The sequence below is a fragment of the Allotamlana fucoidanivorans genome (assembly GCF_006265225.1).
GTDB lineage: Bacteria > Bacteroidota > Bacteroidia > Flavobacteriales > Flavobacteriaceae > Allotamlana > Allotamlana fucoidanivorans.
This window is the reverse complement of record NZ_VDCS01000012.1, coordinates 114,293-131,303: the sequence shown is the minus strand read 5'-3', so window position 1 is coordinate 131,303 and position 17,011 is coordinate 114,293. Positions and strand designations below refer to the sequence as shown.

Genomic DNA, 17,011 nt, shown 5'->3' with positions numbered 1-17,011 from the left:
TTAAAACTACTCGTGTTTTTTTACTCTCTTTCTTTTACTGTTTGTGTATTAAATCGTGCTGGCCATTTAGACTCAAAATGAGGCTTGTGCGGATTATGACAGTTCACACAGGTCATTGAAGCTCTAGGTGGTGCCCAACCTCCAATCTTTTTACCATGCGCGCCTCCTTTCCAATCTTCAAATTGCTTGGTATGGCATTGATTACACACGTTGTAACTCTTATTAAAATCAATTTCTTTATGTGTTAAACTTTTAAGCTGATCCATATTATCAGGATTGTGACACGTTACGCAGCTCATAGTATTCTCATTAGCATGTACTAATTTAATATCCCAATGCGCCTTTTGTTCTCCTTCAGTTTGCATCTTACTTAAAGGCTTGTTATGACACTCAGTACAGGCATACATTTTAATTTGTCCTTTACGTTCGGGGATTAAAAATTCGTGTCCGCCTTCTGAAATTTTTATCATATCAATACCGTCATGATACTGTTCTGAAGACACTGTTACGCCATGATAATTTTTACTCTCAGCCTCAATTTTTTCAACAACACCATGATACTCTCCTTCACCATGCTTGCAGGAAAAAAACAGCATTAAAAAAACAAAACCGTAAATCCATTTATTCATAATACGCTTATTGTATTGCATTGTTTGTTGCTCTTTTAAAAGTTCCTATATCTGTTACTTCTTTATTATTAGATACGTGACATTGTCTGCAATTTACCCGCTCAGGATGTGTTACCCGAATCTCTTTGGGAGCACTTGGGCCAGCATGGCATGACAAACAATTTTCATGCATTTGTATTTGGTGTGGTATAACTGGCGGGCTTCCTGGCAACGCATTATTGACACCAACCTCAGGAGCATTTAGTTGTGGAAAATTCGTGTTTTTAAACAATGAACTGGTTTGCTGTGGCACATGACATTGTCTGCAATTTATCATTTCAGGATGTGGTGTTACGGGGGCATAGGCCTGAAACTTATCAACAAAACCACCATTTTGATGACATTTTAAGCATTTGTTTTCTCCCATACTTATTTCGTCTACAACAGGATGCGGAATAGACGGTGGCGCCCCATGAAATGCTCTATTTTTATAATACTCCTTTAAGGTACGTTGATGGTTTTCATCAACAGGCATGTTAGCATAATCTAAGGCGTATTCAGAGCGCTCAAAAACACCTGTTTCTGATGGCATTAAGGTTATAGAACTTTCTTTATCAACAGGGATATATGCTTCCTCTTGTCCCGCTTGATAGCTTAAATTCCAAACAAAAATAAAGGCCAAAAAGAGTACAATAAATAATGATATGATTCCTAATCTTTTCATATTAAGTCTTTATTAAACCTTTTCTACTTTAACAGCACATTTTTTATAATCTGGTTGTTTAGAAATCGGACAAAACGCATCTAAAGTAACATCATTAATCAGCATGTTTTCATCAAAGAAGGGCACAAACACTTGGTTTCTTTCAGGCACCCCTCTTTCATTTACTGAAGCTGGAAGTACAATCTCTCCGCGTCTGGTAGTTAATTTCACCTTATCTCCTGTTCTTATTTGCATGTCCTTGGCCTGCTCTGGGTTTAACTCTACATAGGCATGCGGCATGGCTTTATGTAGCACAGGAATACGTCTTGTCATGGAGCCAGTATGCCAGTGTTCAACTACACGCCCTGTACATAACCAAAATGGATAATCACTATCAGGCACTTCTGGCGCTGGTTCATAGGGTCGTTGCCAAATCACGGCCTTACCATCTGGTTTTCCGTAAAAATGAAACTTTTCGCCGTTACTACAAGCAGGGTCATACTCTGAATTGAAACGCCATTTTGTTGATTTTCCATCTACATAAGGCCATTGCGCTCCAGGCTGTGACTTTAAGACTTCTAAAGGCGCCATGGCATGCTTTTTACCTTCATGATGCCTTCTATATTCATTATATATTTCTTCTATATGTGTTGCTTCGTTGTAATAAAATTGTTTTTCGTACCCTAAACGCTTAGCCACCTCAACAATTTGCCAAGTATCACTCATAGCTTCCCCAGAAGGCTCAATCATTTTCTCAAAGTATTGTGTTCTGCGTTCTGAATTACCATACATACCTTCACGCTCAATCCACATCGCTGATGGTAAAATAACATCGGCAATATCTGTGGTTGGTGTAGGGTAAATATCAGAAACCACAATAAAGCGTCCTTCTTTTTCACAAGCATCTCGGTAACGTTTTAATTTTGGCATGGTTACCATAGGATTGGTTACTTGAATCCACATAAATTTAATATCGCCTCTGTCTAAGGCTCTAAACATTTCTACCGTATGATAAGATGGTTTAGGGTCAATGTTTTCAACTGGTACATCCCAAATTTCGGCTGCAAATTTTCTATGCTCTTCATTGGTTACTACGCCATGAGGCAATTTATGGGTTAAAGTACCAACTTCTCTTACCGTTCCACAGGCACTAGGCTGGCCTGTTAATGAAAACGGACTATTACCAGGAGTAGATATTTTTCCGGTTAATAAGTGAATGTTATAAACCAAATTATTTATCCAAGTACCACGTGTGTGTTGGTTCATTCCCATACACCAAAGTGACATCACTTTCTTATTGGGATCGCCATAAAAAGAAGCCAAATACTTAATATCTTTTGCAGAAACGCCAGAAATCTTCTCTACCTTTTCTGGAGTGTAATCTTGCAAAAAGGTCTTATAAGCCTCAAAATCAATAGACTCAGGTTTATCATTAAAACTGTATTTATCCTCTAGCCCGTATCCCATATCCGTAAGCCCTTTACTGAAGCTACAGTGTTTTTCAACAAACGATTTGTTTACCCAGCCGTTATTTATAATTTCATAACAAATGGCATTAGCTACTGCCAAATCGGTTTGCGGTTGAAAGATTATAGATTTATCTGCTGCCATACTGGTTCGGGTAGTACGTGTTGCAAAATCAATAATTTTTACACCCCGTTTAAGTCTCTGATCTAAAAGTCTGGAAAATAAAACAGGGTGCATCTCAGCCATATTATTTCCCCAAAGCACAAAAACATCAGCATTATCTATATCTTCATAACACCCCATTGGTTCATCTAAACCAAATGAGGTTAAAAACCCTGTTACGGCACTTGCCATACACAAACGGGCATTAGCTTCAACATTATTGGTACCTATACACCCTTTAAATAGTTTTGAAGCCACATAACCATCGGGAATGGTCCATTGTCCTGACCCATAAATAGACACCGCATCTTTACCATGCTCACTAATGGTTTCTTTCATTTTGGAAGCAATTAAATCTAATGCTTCCTTCATAGAGGTTTCTACATACTGTCCGTTCTTTTTAACCAAAGGTTTCGTCAATCTATCTTTTCCGTAAATAGACATCACCGAGTGATATCCTTTCACACAACACAAACCTTTATTTACAGGAGATTTAGGATCACCTTTTACTGCAACAGCCTTACCATTGTCAATGCCAACTAAAACCCCACAACCAACACCACAAAATCTACAAGGTGCTTTTTTCCAATCTAAATTACCTCCTTTTGGAAGATTCTTCTCCTGTTCTTCAGCAAATAAAATGCCTGGAAACATAGTGGCTGCAGCTGTCATTGCAGACATAATAGCCATTTTCTTTATAAAACTACGTCTGTTTGTTAACGAGGTATACATACTTAATTACTTTTAGGTGTATCAAATCCTGAAACCATTGCAAGCAATTTTAAACTTTTAATGGTTTCTATTTTTTCTTTTAAATTTTCGTCTTCTAATTTGTCATTGGTGTCTGTTACCACAATAAGCAAGTCCTTATTTTCTGCTGGGATAACCTCACAATTCTTTAGACTGGATAGAGCCTGAACCAACTCCTCTTTTTTACCGTCATGAGGGTGCGCTAAATAGCTTTTAATTGGCATTAGTTTAGTTTTAGTGTTCGTTAAATTTAAGACAAATTTATCTTAATTAAAAATAAAGAAACTGACATTTATCATGTTCTATATTAAAACACAGATATTTATAATTATTCTAAATAAACGAACAACTTATTTAGGCAACACACAAGAACTGCTTACCTTATTAATCATGCTACTTAACCCTACTCTTAAGCTTTGTTTCATTACCTTAGAATTGTAATCGTGACACTGTAAACACGCACCCACACGTAGTATGTTTTTTTGTTCTTCAAGGTTAAAAGGTCTAAAATCCGATCTTGTTGAATTTGGCTTCTTACTATTCTGGGCTTTCATGAATGGAATCCAGGCATCTTCAGGCAAACTATCATTTGAATTAAGCGCATACTCAGCTGTAAACTCCCATGTTCCATAGGTCTCATTCATCACATACTGTAAGTCACCTTTACCATACCCCAAAGCAGCAGAGTTAACATGACAAGACTCACAGTTACGAACCGATATTGTTGTAGTATGCGGTGCATTGGGTGCGTATAATCTATGAAACGATACCTCTTTTTCAGGCATACCCGTATAACTTCCTTTATCGATAGTTAAAATCATACCAGGAACTGCGGGTTCTATACTATGGTTATCTGAATCTTCTCTTACACCCAACGCAGGTAAGTCTGATGAAAATTCAGCAACATATTCTTTCCATTGTCCTTTTGTATATTTTTTACTTAACAAATCAAAAGCATGTTGCTCATCCGCATCAAATTGATTATGACAGCCAATACAACGCGAAGTCCAAGATGAATGACAGGCGCTACAGCTTACATTTTTATGTGCAACGTCTCTAGCGCAAACCTCTGATTGGGGTTTTATTTCATGTAGGGTGCCATCTTTTTTGCCTATTAAATAAGCATGTCCTAACGCATCTACAAAAGTATTAACCAAAGGATGGCCATCCTTTTCAGCCACAAGAATAGGGGCATCTGTATGGGTATAATGCCTATGTAAAAATACCAAGCTACTTTCTGCATCGAGATCATCATAAGAGGTTGTTTTGGGCTTTTCTTGAAAATGGCAATCACTGCATTGCAAAGTCACGGCCTGTTCTTCATGAGCATAGAGTTTTCCATTTCCCATAACCTCATGAGAAGAATGACAATCAATACACAACAACCCTTTTGTATGATGTACATCTTCTTCCAATTTTAAATAGACCCGATGATCTTTTAAAACCTGATAGTCACTATTATTCACAACCGCATCTGCTTCCAGTAACGTTTCTTGTAATCCCATGTAGTTCGTAGAAATTCTACTAGACCTACTATGGCAACCAAAACAATGTGTATCATTCACATGAATATCTGTTGCAGGATGATAGGTGGGCAATACGGTTTTATTTGAACTTAAATACGTGTCAAGCCCCAGCTTCGCTTCTTTTGAGTAATTTAAATGGCAGGCATTACACCCACCTCCTCTACTCAACTGATTGATTTCACCAAATTCTGATTTTTGAGCACCCAAATGACAATTGGCACACAAATCTCTTAAATGCTTATCGGCAGCTGAAAATTTCAAATCTTTAATATGGTAATGAGCATCTAAATTATTGGACTCACCAAAGACAAATTTGTCAACCGCAACAATTCCACTATTCGTAGTCATGAGCGAGTTTTCTATTTTATATAATTCACTTTGATGACAGGTTCCACAGGTTTTTTCGGCATCACTTAAATTTCCAGGAATCAATACCATACCATCATGTGATGCCTCTTTATCCATGGACCTAGCATTGCCTAAATGACAACTTGCACACCCAATATTTTTGGGATTATGATACGCTGAATACCCCTTAGTGTTTTGGTGACAGGCTAAACATGATTCCTTTTGATTGTGTTCAATATTTGAATAGTCATGACCTTCAGATGGGCTGAAATGAAAAAAATTAAAATTCCTAAAAAGAAAAAGTACACCAAAAATGATGATAGCTATAACAAAAACCCCAACCCTAAAAGTCTTATGATTCATTTTCAAGTAATTACTCAAATGTACAATAATTTAATGGGTTAAAACTAACCCCAAATATTAAAGCTTATGTAACAAATGTTACACATAAACATCTGATTATGTGACATTTATCATAAAATCAAAACAAATCAACCAATATATTTGTATCAGAAAAACTAACGAAATTATGGTTACGTCCAGACGAAAATTTATTAAAATTTCGGCTTTAGGTTTAGGAGGACTGGCAACAACATCGGCCGCACTAAACATGTTTGAGTCCAATCCCATTTTAGATAAAGCCGTAAAAGAAACGGTTGCAAAAAGACTATCACGATCGGCCACTTATTGTGAAGTCTGTTTTTGGAAATGTGCCGCATGGATTTATAAAGATGAACATAATGACATAAAAAAAATCATTGGAAATGAGCAAGATTCCCATTGCAACGGCAGACTTTGCCCAAGAGGCACTGGAGGCATTGGTATGTATAGTGATGAAGACCGCCTTAAAACACCTTTAATAAGAACTACCATAAACGGGGAAGAAACTTATAGAGAAGCCAGTTGGGATGAAGCTTTAAACCTCATTGCTTCAAAATTTAAAGACATAAAAGCCAACTATGGCTCTGAAGCATTCGCATTGCTAAAACACGGATCTCCTGGTAGTCATTTAGAACATCTTTTTAAAGCTTATGGTTCTGATACTATTGCAGAACCCGCCTACGCACAATGCAGAGGGCCGCGAGAAACAGGGTTTGGATTAACCTTTGGTTCATGGATAGGTTCGCCAGAACCCACGGACATTAGGGACACTAAATGTTTGGTTTTAATTGGCTCTCACCTTGGTGAAAACATGCATAATTCTCAGGTTCAAGAAATGTCTGATGCTATTGATAATGATGCCACCCTAATCACTGTAGACCCTAGATATTCAACGGCAGCAAGTAAGTCAAAACACTGGCTACCTATAAAACCTGCCACCGATATTGCCTTACTACTATCTTGGATGCACGTTTTAATTGAAGAAGACCTTTACAATAAAAATTATGTTGAAAAATATGCTACAGGTTTTGAGGAACTTAAAAAACACGTTAAACCTTATACCCCAGAATGGGCCTATGGCATCACCACCATAAAACCTGAAGACATACGAAAAACAGCCCGTATTATGGCCGCCGCAGCGCCGTCTGTTATTATACACCCAGGCAGACATGTGGTGTGGTATGGTGACGATTCACAACGCTCTAGAGCCGTTGCTATTCTAAATGGTTTACTCGGCTCTTGGGGCAATAGAGGCGGTTTTTATTTCAAAGAAAAAATAAGTATTCCTAAATACCCACACCCTCATTACCCTGAACCAAAATGGGGATGGCATGATTTAGGCACCCAATACCCTTATGCTGAAATGGGATTAACTACAGCTATTGTTGATGCCACGTTACAGGCAGATAAAAGTAAATACCCCATCAAAGCCTGGATGGTTGCGGGAACCAATTTAATCAACACCCTTCCGCAGAGAGAAAAAACCATTGAAGCCATAAACAAACTCGACTTCTTAGTGGTTGTAGATACCATGCCGATGGAAATAACAGGATATGCTGATGTAGTATTACCAGAATGCACCTATTTAGAACGGTACGACGGTATCCGCTCTGCACCAAACAGAACGCCTTCAATAGCCGTTAGGATTCCTGCCGTAAAACCTAAATATAATTCAAAACCTGCCTGGTGGATAAGCAAACAGATAGCCGAAAGATTAGGCTTAGGTGCCTATTTTAATTATGATGATTTTGAAGAAGTTATCGCTTGGCAATTAAACAAATTAGGTACTTCGCTTGAAGAAATGAAAAAGATTGGCGTAAAGAACTTTCCACGGCAATCTGGTCCGTTATATTTAGAAGTCGAACAAGATTATGAGTTTAATACGCCAAGTGGCAAAATAGAATTATACTCTAAAGAACTTGCCAACTATGGGTTTGACCCCATTCCTGTTTATGTACCGCACCCAGAACCCCCACAGGGGTTTTACAGACTAAATTACGGCCGTTCTCCTATGCACACCTTTAGCAGAACTATTAACAACCCGTATTTAAACAATTTAAAAAGCGAAAACACGCTTTGGGTAAACCCTAAAGTGGCACGCATTTTAAACTTGAAAAAAGATCAAGAAGTCTGGCTTAAAAATCAAGACGATATTATTTCTACTTTCTCCATTAAAGTTAGAATAACCGAACGCATCCGTTGGGATTCCGTTTATATGTACCATGGTTTTGGTCACAATAACAAAAAACTATCCAGAGCCTTTGGTAAAGGCATGAGTGACACAGATTTAATTTCAAGCACCGTAATAGACCCCCTAATGGGCGGCACAGGACTTAGAGGAAATTTTGTTTCTATTTTAAAAGAAAATCCACATAAAACTAAAGAGATATGAGATACGCCATGGTAATAGACACACTAAAATGCGTGGGATGCAGTGATTGTGTGGTTGCTTGTCAAACTGAAAATAACATACCACATGGCTATTGTCGTGATTGGATTACAGAAGCCGTTAGTGGCTCTTACCCCAATTTAGAATTAGAATTAAGATCTGAACGCTGTAACCATTGTGACAATGCACCATGTGTAAGATGTTGCCCTACCGGAGCTAGCCATATTGCAGAAGGCGGGATTGTATTAGTGACGCCAGACAAATGTATAGGTTGCGGCGCTTGTATAGAATCTTGTCCTTATGATGCACGATACCAACACCCCGATGGTTATGTTGATAAATGCACGTTTTGTTATCACCGATTAAAAAAAGGACAACTACCCGCCTGCGTTTCGGTTTGTCCAACCAAATGCATGTATTTTGGTGATTTAGATGATCCTAATAGTGATGTTTCTCAACTATTGAAAAACAGAACCTATAAAACATTAGCGCCCGAAGCAGGAACCAAACCACATGTATTTTACCTAACTTAAAGAATCTACATTATGCAAGAAGAATTATTTACAAGTGGAAGAAACATTCCAAATATAGACCCTTCTTTACAAATATGGCATTGGCCTATTTCCTTATATTTATTTTTAGGAGGCCTTGCGGCAGGTATCTTGTTTTTTGCAGCTCTTTTTTACCTTCTAGGAAAAGAAAAAGAATATCCCACTGCTGTAAAAACAGCATCTATTGTTCCTCCTATTGCATTATCAATAGGTATAATGGCGTTAGTTTACGATTTAACCCATCCGCTATATACTTGGCAACTCTATACAACCTTCAGAATAGAGTCCCCCATGTCTTGGGGGGCATGGGTACTTCTCATAACAACACCGTTATCCTTTTTATGGGCATTTAGTTTTTACAGAGAATCATACCCTAAAACTGAATCGAAACTTAAACTATTTAAAAAATTAAAGTTTCTAGCCCGCACAGAGCATTTTATTATTTCTAACAGAAAATATATAGCCTATGCATTAATTCCTTTATCTATTATACTAGGAGTATATACAGGTATTTTACTATCTGCCTTTAATGCGCGCCCGCTTTGGAACAATGCTATTCTGGGACCATTATTTTTAACTTCAGGTTTATCAACAGGAGCCGCAGCAATCATTTTGCTATCAAAAAGCAGAAATGAGCGCCGTGTATTTAGTAAAATAGATTTAGCCTTAATTGTTATAGAAATGGCACTTATCATTCATATGATTATGGGGTATTATGCTGGTTCTCAGGTTCAGCTGGAAGCTATGGAACTTTTAGTTGGTGGCGAGTTTACCCTCATGTTCTTTGGGTTTGTCATTCTATTAGGCTTACTTGTTCCTGCTACCTTAGAAACCATTGAATTATTCGGTTTCAAAGTTCCCGTAGTAGTGCCCGCCGTTTTAGTTATTATTGGCGGACTCCTTTTTAGATTTATAATGGTAGAAGCTGGACAACTCACTCGATATCTCTATTAAACCAACACATAATGAAAACAAAAAAACAAAATAATTCACACATCTATTGGAATCCCTACTTTGGAGGTTTTCTTCTAGGCATTATCATCATTTTTACATTCTATTTAACAGGACGTGGCCTGGGTGCTAGTGGTGCCGTAAAAAGTACTGTTGTTACAATAGTTGATCAAGTAGCGCCAACCCATGCTGAAAACAACACCTATTACAGTCAGTTTCTTAAAGATGATGATACCCCAATGAATACCTGGCTGGTATTTGAAGCTTTAGGGGTTATAATTGGGGCTTTTATATCGGGGAGTTTAAGCGGTAGAATTAGATGGCGCATACAGCACTCTCCAAAAATATCAAGCAAAAGGCGACTTGTTTTTGCACTATTAGGAGGTGTATTATTCGGGCTTGGAGCACAAATTGCCAGAGGATGTACAAGTGGTGCGGCTTTAAGTGGTATGGCCGTGCTATCATCTGGCGGATTTATAACCATGTTAGCCATTTTTGGTTCTGCATTTGCCACCGCATATTTTTTTAGAAAAAATTGGATTTAACAACATACTTAAACATATACAATTATGGGACCATTACTTCCTAACGGCTTTATTCCTTTTGAATGGGATAGTATTATAGCCATTATTATTGGCATAGCCTTTGGCTTTGTCCTAGAGTCTTCAGGATTTTCTTCATCAAGAAAGTTAGCGGGCGTATTTTACGGCTATGACTTTGCTGTACTAAAAGTGTTTTTCACAGCCGCAGCCGTATCGGTTATCGGTATTTATTATATGGACTATTTGGGGTATCTAGATATCACACAACTATACATACACCCCACCTATTTATGGGGCGCTATTATTGGTGGTGTAATAATGGGTGTTGGATTTGTAGCTGGAGGCTTTTGCCCCGGAACAAGTTTATGTGCTGTAGCCATAGGAAAACTAGACGCCTGGGTTTACGTATTTGGTATTATGATTGGCGTGTTTTTATTCTCTGAATTGTTTCCGCTGTTTGAGCCCATTTATGACGGCTATTTTTTAGGCAACATTACCCTCATTGATTCATTTGGATGGAATCCATATTGGATTATATTCATATTTGCCATTATTGCCGTAGTTTCTTTCGTCATTGCAGATATTATAAGAAAGCGAGTAAAAAAAGTGTTTTACGAATAAACTCAAACCAAGATGAATAAAAAGAATATTGCAAAAATTTTATCGTTTCGGTATATGCTCATGGCTACTGTGTTAATCATACTAGCTGGCGGATTATTGTTACTTCCAAAGCATCAAAAACAAGAAGGTATTACTTCTGAAACCTTGCTTAGCCATGCCATTAGTAACGAGCGCTACATATCAACCGACCAGATTTCGCATAAAATCATCAATGGAGATCCTTCCTTTATTTTAGTAGATGTTAGGGATGAAAAAAGTTATCAAACCTATTCACTGCCCAATGCTATCAATATTCCGCTTCCAGAGTTGTTTAAAGATGCGCATCTTGAGTATATAAATCAGGATCAATTTGATGTTGTATTTTTCTCTAATGATAATTTTCATGCCGATCAAGCTTGGTTGCTATGTGATCGGTTAGGGTTTAAAAATTTACGTGTACTACAAGGCGGACTAAATACATGGTTTACTACCATTATAAACCCAAGTATCCCTTCAGAAGACCAGCCTTTGGAAGATTTTGAACGTTACAAAACCCGAAAAGCAGCCAGTATGTATTTTGGCGTTACCTACCCAGACCAAGACATCGATAATAATCTTACCGTACCTAAACCAACACCAAAAAAAATCATTACGGTACAAAAGAAAAAGAAACGTGTTGCCGAAGGTGGCTGTTAAAAAGAAAATATAAGTATCATGAAAGAACTAGAAAAAACTAAACGCATCTCAATTGCTTCAACATTATTCATTTTAGTCCTGCTTATTGGATTCTTAACATATGAACGACCAAAAAACACCTTCACACTAAATACCAAAAGCACATTACAAGCTGTAACAAAAACAAATTATTTTGCCAGTTTAAATGACATTCAAAATAGCAACATTGTGCTACTTGATACAAGAAGTGAGTACGAGTATAATAAAGGCCATTTAAATAATGCCATAAACATGAGTGCTCCAGATATCTTATCGGAAGAAAATCAGGAAATTTTAAAACGCATTGACGCATCAAATAAAACCCTCATTTTATATGCTGAAAATCCAGAGCAAGTAAACATCCCGTTTTTAATACTTTATCAATTAGGCTTCAATACTATTAAATTACTTCCTATTGAAATTACTTACCACCAAAATAAATTAATCACTACCGAAGTTTCTATTGAAGCAGCCCATCAAAACATTAATGCGTTTATTGCGCAGTCAAATACAAATGTTACTTCTTCATTAAAAACACCAAAAAAGTAATTACTGTACAAAAGAAAAAAAGTAGGTTGCAGAAGGTGGTTGTTAAATAAATGAAAAATTAAAGCAACTTAAAAAAGATAGCCTACTAAAAAAACTGTATATCTTTTGATTAGATTCCAGACAAAAACCGTTATATTTGCTAAAACATAACGATTAATCTATGATTTCTATTTCAGAGGCCATTTCTATTGTAAAACAGCACGGCAAACCATTATTGAAAACCACCATCAAACCTATTGAAAAGGCAGGTGGTTATAAGTTAGCCGAAGACGTTATATCTCCTATAAATATGCCTCCGTTTAGGCAATCGGCTATGGATGGTTATGCTTTAAACCTACATGATAATTTATCCTATCAGCTTATAGGTGAAGTAAAAGCCGGTGATACCCATCAACCTGTTTTACAGAAAGGCGATGCTGTTAGAATCTTTACAGGCGCCCCTGTTCCTGAAACCGCCAATGCGGTTATGATGCAAGAAAAAGTTATTAATGCAGGTACCAAAATTACAATTGATCACCAACTAGATTTAGAACATAATATTCGTCCACTAGGCGAACAGGTAAAAGCGGGTACAGTTGCGCTTAAAAAAGACACAAAACTAACACCAGCAGCCATTGGCTTTTTAACGTCTTTAGGCATTTCTACGGTGATGGTTTACAAAAAACCTACCATTGCTATTGTTACCACTGGAAATGAATTGATTGAACCAGGACAGCATTTAGATTATGGAAAGATTTATGAGAGTAACTCAAAAATGCTATTGAGTGCCTTATATCAACTAAAATATTATGATGTTACCATTTTTAAAGTCGAAGACGATTACAAAAAAACAGTAGCGCAACTAAATACCGTTATTAACACCAATGATTTGGTACTTATTACAGGAGGCATTTCTGTTGGTGATTATGATTTTGTTGGCAAAGCACTAAACGAATTACAGGTTAAAGAGCTATTTTATAAAGTAAAACAAAAACCAGGCAAACCACTTTTCTATGGAAAAAAACATCATACACATGTTTTTGCGCTTCCCGGAAATCCTGCTGCAGCTCTTTCTTGTTTTTACATTTACGTATATATCACGTTACAAAAGATGATGCATCATCATCAAACCGAATTACCTAAAACAAAAGCCATATCTGCTTCAAACTTTATAAAACGAGGCGATCGGCCACAATTTTTAAAAGGTATTTTTGATGGTGATTGTGTTGACATTTTAGACGGACAAAACTCTTCCATGCTTCAAACGTTTGCCCTTGCTAATGCCTTAGTATTAGTGCCAGCCGAAATTGAAACGATTGAAATAAAAGACCTGGTAGATGTTATTTTACTCCCTTAAAACAGATTAGCATGAAGTATAAAATTAAAAGTAGAATATGGATTGAAACCAATAATAATGTACTTCTTGGAGAAGGGCGAGTTCATTTATTAAAAGCCATTCAAGAGACAGGCTCGCTTTCAAAGGCAGCTAAATCCTTAAACATTTCATACAAAAAAGCTTGGCAATTACTTGATTCTGTAAACAAATCAGCAAAAAAACCAGTCACCATAAATAGTGTTGGCGGAAAAGATGGTGGTGGTACCGAACTTACTGATTACGGCAAGTCACTCGTAGCCGCTTTTGATGAAATTAATAAAAACTGTTGGGCTTTTTTAGATAAACAGATTGAAAAAATAGAACGAATTTAATATGCTAAAAACGGAAAACATATACATTTTTTTAGCGATATTACCCGTTGTATCGTTTTTATATTCTAGTGTGGGGCATGGTGGCGCAAGTGGTTATTTAGCTCTAATGGCTTTATTTTCATTTGCTCCAGAAAACATGAAACCTACTGCCCTTTTACTCAATCTCTTTGTTGCAGGTATATCCTTTTATTATTACTATAAGGAAGGTTTTTTCAATAAAAAGTTATTTCTAGCTTTTGCAATAGCCTCTATCCCTCTGGCCTTTTTAGGGGGGACCATAGAAGTAGATGCCTCCATATATAAAAAAATACTTGCCGTGTTACTCATCTTCGCTATACTTAAAATGCTTAATGTGTTTGGTAAAGAAAGTACCCACATAAAGAAAGTAACATTATGGCAAGGCCTTTTGGTTGGCGGGCTTATAGGTTTTTTTTCGGGGCTCATTGGTATTGGTGGGGGCATCATTTTAAGTCCGGTAATTTTGCTTTTACATTGGGGCAAAATGAAAGAAGCCGCTGCCGTGTCTGCCTTATTTATTTGGGTTAACTCCGCTGCTGGACTCATAGGACAACTAAGCACAGGTATAACTTTAGAAAAAGAATCCTTTTTATTAGTTGCCATTGCTCTTATTGGCGGAATTCTTGGAGGTTATTATGGCAGTAAAAAAATGAACAATAAACGCTTAAGACACATTTTAGCTTTTGTATTAATAATAGCTTCTATTAAACTATTTTTTACTTAAATGATTCAAAGAAAAGACATAACTGGTATCGTTTTATCTGGAGGAAAAAGTTCAAGAATGGGAACCGATAAAGGCCGACTCATGTTAAAGGAAAAGGCATTTGTACAATATAGCCTAGATGCCTTAAAACCATTAGTTTCTGAAATTTTCATAGTCTCTGACATTCCTGAATATGATACGTTTGGCTATAAAAGAGTTACCGATTTAGTTAAAAATGCAGGTCCTGTAGCAGGTATTTGCTCTGGGCTTGAGGCTTCAAAAACGGACTACAACCTGATACTTAGTTGTGATATTCCGCTTATCACATCTACTATTTTAGAAAAGCTTATCCATAGCGTAGAAGATGATGCAGATATTATTCAAATAGAAAGTCAAGGTAAATCTATGCCGCTCATTGCGCTTTACAAAAAATCTTGCCTGACTCCATTTTCAAGATTATTAAAAAGTGGGGAACGGCGTTTGCGTGTAGCCGTAAATACTTGTAAAGTGAAAAATATCGTTTTAACTAAAAATGAACAGATTACTACCATGAATGTGAATACTAAAGACGAATTAACACAGATAAAACATGCTTATAACGATTAAATATTTTGGTCAAATAGCCGAGGTTACTCAAAAGAACGAGGAACAGATAGAAACATCAGCCAGTCATATTTCTGAGTTACTCGATGCTTTAAACCAAAAGTATAAAGAACTAAAAAACAAAGATTTTCAAATAGCTCAAAATCAAGAGCTAGTAGCTACTGAAACCAAACTTTCAGGTGCCGAAATCGCTTTACTTCCACCATTTTCAGGAGGTTAATAATTATGACAAGATATAGCCGACATATTATATTACCAGAAATTGGTGAACAAGGACAAGACAAAATTAATCAAGCTAAAGTTTTGGTTGTTGGAGCGGGAGGTCTTGGTTGCCCTGTATTACAGTACCTTACGGCCGCTGGCGTGGGTACTATTGGCATTATTGATTTTGATGCGGTAGAACTATCTAATTTACAACGCCAAGTACTTTTTGGTGCGTCTGTTTTAGGTAAAAACAAAGCTATTGCTGCAAAAGAACGGCTTCAAGATTTAAATTCTGAGGTTTCTATCAAAACTTACCCTGAAGCATTAACACACCAAAATGCAATCAAGTTATTTCAAAAGTATGATATTATAATAGATGGATCTGATAATTTTGAAACACGTTATTTAGTAAACGATGCTTGTATTTTGACTAATAAACCTTTGGTATTTGGTGCTATATATAAATTTGAAGGACAAGTCTCTGTATTTAATTATAAAAACGGACCAAGTTATCGTTGTGTTTTTCCGTCGCCTCCAAAAAAGGATGCTGTACCTAACTGCGCTGACATGGGAGTAATTGGGGTGCTACCTGGCATAATAGGAAACATGCAAGCTAATGAAGTGCTTAAAATCATATTAGATTTAGGCTCTGTATTATCAGGCCGCATACTCTACTATAATGCTCTAACTGCCAAAACCTCAACTTTAAAGATTCGTAGAAATGAAACAGCTATTCAAATGGTTTTAACTGCAGGATATCAGTTTCAAAATAAAACGATAAATATAAGTTGTCCTTCAAACGACAAAACGATTGCCATAGCTGATATTGATTTTGATGAAAACATCCAATTTATAGATGTCCGTGAGCATCATGAGCAACCAAAGGTATTAGGATTACCCGTAACACAGCTACCGTTAAGTCAATTTCAAAATGGACTAAAAAGCATTGAACCAAACAAAAAGAAAATCCTGTTTTGCCAATCAGGTATTCGAAGTCAAAAAGCACTTAATATTTTAATACAGCACAATATTAACAATGTTTTTAGTTTAAAAGAAGGCGCCAACGCACTTAACATTTACATTAAAGAAACACAAAAAACACTTCATCATGACAATTAAAAAACCAAAAAATGTTTTTATAGAAGGACCGATAAGTTCAGACTTTATAGGAAACTCAATTTATAAACATCAAACCAAAACCAGTATTGGCGCTCATAACATTTTTCTTGGGCAAGTTAGATCAGATGATATTGATGGCAAAAAAGTAGCCGCAATTGAATATACCGCTTATGAAGATATGGCCAACCAAACTTTTCATAATATTAGAGAAGCGGCCTTTGAGAAATTCGATTTAACTTGCATGCATATATACCATAGTTTAGGAGTTGTTAAAGCTGGAGAAATATGTTTGTTTGTATTTGTATCCTCTCCAAGACGAAAAGCAGTGTTTGAAGCTTTAGAGTTTATTGTAGAAGCTATAAAAGCTGATGCGCCTGTTTTTGGGAAAGAAATTTTTGAAGACGCCTCTCACCAATGGAAGGTTAATAATTGATAAT

19 protein-coding genes are annotated in these 17,011 nt (G+C 36.6%); 14 read left to right on the top strand and 5 right to left on the bottom strand.

From position 1 onward, the window contains the following. Positions 1-20: 20 nt before the first annotated feature. From FGF67_RS13240 to FGF67_RS13220, 5 genes are all read right to left on the bottom strand, one after another. The gene (locus tag FGF67_RS13240) at positions 21-650 is read right to left on the bottom strand and encodes a cytochrome c3 family protein (protein WP_199240689.1); all 630 of its coding nucleotides are present in this window, start codon (positions 648-650) and stop codon (positions 21-23) included. Continuing rightward, entirely contained in the window at positions 637-1,332 is a 696-nt protein-coding gene (locus FGF67_RS13235; protein ID WP_139698241.1) for a nitrate reductase cytochrome c-type subunit, read from the bottom strand. The genes FGF67_RS13240 and FGF67_RS13235 overlap by 14 nt, the downstream gene beginning before the upstream one ends. Positions 1,333-1,344: 12 nt before the next feature. Further along, the gene (locus FGF67_RS13230; RefSeq protein ID WP_139698240.1) at positions 1,345-3,672 is read right to left on the bottom strand and encodes a molybdopterin-dependent oxidoreductase; all 2,328 of its coding nucleotides are present in this window, start codon (positions 3,670-3,672) and stop codon (positions 1,345-1,347) included. 2 nt (positions 3,673-3,674) lie between these two features. Further along, entirely contained in the window at positions 3,675-3,914 is a 240-nt protein-coding gene (locus tag FGF67_RS13225) for a hypothetical protein (RefSeq protein ID WP_139698239.1), read from the bottom strand. Positions 3,915-4,040: 126 nt separating this feature from the next. After that, entirely contained in the window at positions 4,041-5,927 is a 1,887-nt protein-coding gene (locus FGF67_RS13220; protein ID WP_139698238.1) for a hypothetical protein, read from the bottom strand. Between the two features lie 166 nt (positions 5,928-6,093). Between FGF67_RS13220 and FGF67_RS13215 the strand changes: the two genes are divergently transcribed. From FGF67_RS13215 to FGF67_RS13150, 14 genes are all read left to right on the top strand, one after another. Next, complete coding sequence (locus FGF67_RS13215) at positions 6,094-8,337, top strand: molybdopterin-containing oxidoreductase family protein (protein WP_139698237.1); 2,244 nt, start codon at positions 6,094-6,096, stop codon at positions 8,335-8,337. Continuing rightward, the gene (locus FGF67_RS13210; RefSeq protein WP_139698236.1) at positions 8,334-8,867 is read left to right on the top strand and encodes a 4Fe-4S dicluster domain-containing protein; all 534 of its coding nucleotides are present in this window, start codon (positions 8,334-8,336) and stop codon (positions 8,865-8,867) included. Before FGF67_RS13215 ends, FGF67_RS13210 begins: the two co-directional genes overlap by 4 nt. A gap of 12 nt (positions 8,868-8,879) precedes the next feature. Beyond that, entirely contained in the window at positions 8,880-9,839 is a 960-nt protein-coding gene (nrfD, locus tag FGF67_RS13205; protein ID WP_139698235.1) for an NrfD/PsrC family molybdoenzyme membrane anchor subunit, read from the top strand. A gap of 11 nt (positions 9,840-9,850) precedes the next feature. Then, positions 9,851-10,381 carry a YeeE/YedE thiosulfate transporter family protein gene (locus tag FGF67_RS13200; protein ID WP_139698234.1) on the top strand — a complete coding sequence of 177 codons (531 nt, stop codon included), beginning with the start codon at positions 9,851-9,853 and terminating at the stop codon, positions 10,379-10,381. Between the two features lie 24 nt (positions 10,382-10,405). Then, positions 10,406-10,999: a YeeE/YedE thiosulfate transporter family protein gene (locus tag FGF67_RS13195; RefSeq protein ID WP_139698233.1), complete on the top strand. Its 594-nt coding sequence runs from the start codon at positions 10,406-10,408 to the stop codon at positions 10,997-10,999. A 12-nt stretch (positions 11,000-11,011) separates the two neighbouring features. After that, complete coding sequence (locus FGF67_RS13190) at positions 11,012-11,674, top strand: rhodanese-like domain-containing protein (protein ID WP_139698232.1); 663 nt, start codon at positions 11,012-11,014, stop codon at positions 11,672-11,674. Between the two features lie 18 nt (positions 11,675-11,692). Further along, on the top strand, positions 11,693-12,241 hold the full coding sequence (locus tag FGF67_RS13185; RefSeq protein WP_139698231.1) for a rhodanese-like domain-containing protein: 549 nt from the start codon (positions 11,693-11,695) through the stop codon (positions 12,239-12,241). Positions 12,242-12,401: 160 nt separating this feature from the next. Beyond that, on the top strand, positions 12,402-13,577 hold the full coding sequence (locus FGF67_RS13180) for a molybdopterin molybdotransferase MoeA (protein WP_139698230.1): 1,176 nt from the start codon (positions 12,402-12,404) through the stop codon (positions 13,575-13,577). An 11-nt stretch (positions 13,578-13,588) separates the two neighbouring features. Continuing rightward, positions 13,589-13,927, top strand: coding sequence for a winged helix-turn-helix domain-containing protein (locus FGF67_RS13175; RefSeq protein WP_139698229.1), 339 nt, complete (start codon positions 13,589-13,591; stop codon positions 13,925-13,927). A gap of 1 nt (position 13,928) precedes the next feature. Then, entirely contained in the window at positions 13,929-14,669 is a 741-nt protein-coding gene (locus tag FGF67_RS13170; RefSeq protein ID WP_139698228.1) for a sulfite exporter TauE/SafE family protein, read from the top strand. Beyond that, complete coding sequence (gene mobA, locus FGF67_RS13165; RefSeq protein WP_139698227.1) at positions 14,670-15,254, top strand: molybdenum cofactor guanylyltransferase; 585 nt, start codon at positions 14,670-14,672, stop codon at positions 15,252-15,254. It begins immediately after the preceding gene. After that, a complete protein-coding gene (locus FGF67_RS13160) occupies positions 15,238-15,471 on the top strand; it encodes a MoaD/ThiS family protein (RefSeq protein WP_139698226.1) in 234 nt (77 codons plus the stop codon). The genes mobA and FGF67_RS13160 overlap by 17 nt, the downstream gene beginning before the upstream one ends. A gap of 5 nt (positions 15,472-15,476) precedes the next feature. Continuing rightward, positions 15,477-16,574 (top strand): molybdopterin-synthase adenylyltransferase MoeB, encoded by a 1,098-nt coding sequence (gene moeB, locus FGF67_RS13155; protein WP_139698225.1) that lies wholly within the window; start codon positions 15,477-15,479, stop codon positions 16,572-16,574. Next, positions 16,564-17,007, top strand: coding sequence for a molybdenum cofactor biosynthesis protein MoaE (locus tag FGF67_RS13150; protein WP_139698224.1), 444 nt, complete (start codon positions 16,564-16,566; stop codon positions 17,005-17,007). The genes moeB and FGF67_RS13150 overlap by 11 nt, the downstream gene beginning before the upstream one ends. Positions 17,008-17,011: the final 4 nt, after the last annotated feature.